The organism is Actinomadura sp. 7K534 (assembly GCF_004348575.1).
Classification (GTDB): domain Bacteria; phylum Actinomycetota; class Actinomycetes; order Streptosporangiales; family Streptosporangiaceae; genus Spirillospora; species Spirillospora livida.
The window spans coordinates 1-417 of the sequence record NZ_SMKB01000562.1 but is presented as its reverse complement, the minus strand read 5'-3'; the positions used below and the strand labels follow the sequence as shown (position 1 = coordinate 417).

General features: G+C 76.5%; 1 protein-coding gene. It reads right to left on the bottom strand.

Annotation, left to right across the window (positions count from 1 at the left end; all coding sequences use genetic code 11):
• A partial coding sequence (locus E1266_RS37695) for an FAD binding domain-containing protein (RefSeq protein WP_207946178.1) occupies window positions 1–417 on the bottom strand: 417 nt, incomplete at both ends.

Below are 417 nucleotides of genomic sequence, written 5' to 3'. Positions count from 1 at the left end.
CGGCCGAGCCGAGGCCCGTCCCGACGCGCCGCTCCCCCGGATGGAGCGCGACCGCGAACGAGCACACCGCGATCACCATCGCGTTCCGGGTGCCGATCTTGGAGAAGTACTGCGGGCCGGACGCGGGCGGCGTCCAGAACGCGCGGACCAGCTCGTCCGGCTCCAGCGCGTTGCGCTTCACGCCGGTGAAGAAGTCCGCCGCCGGGATCATCCGGACGCCGCGCGCCGCCGACTCGGCCTCGACCTCGGCGCCGGCCGCCAGCAGCGGCGGATGGGCGTCCCCGGCGGGGGACGCCGCGCCGAGGTTGCCGCCGACGGTGCCGCGGTTGCGGATCTGCGGCGAGCCGACCGTCCGGGACGCCTGCGCGAGGCCGGGCAGCCGGCCGCCCAGCTCCTCGATCAGCCGGGTGTAGGTCA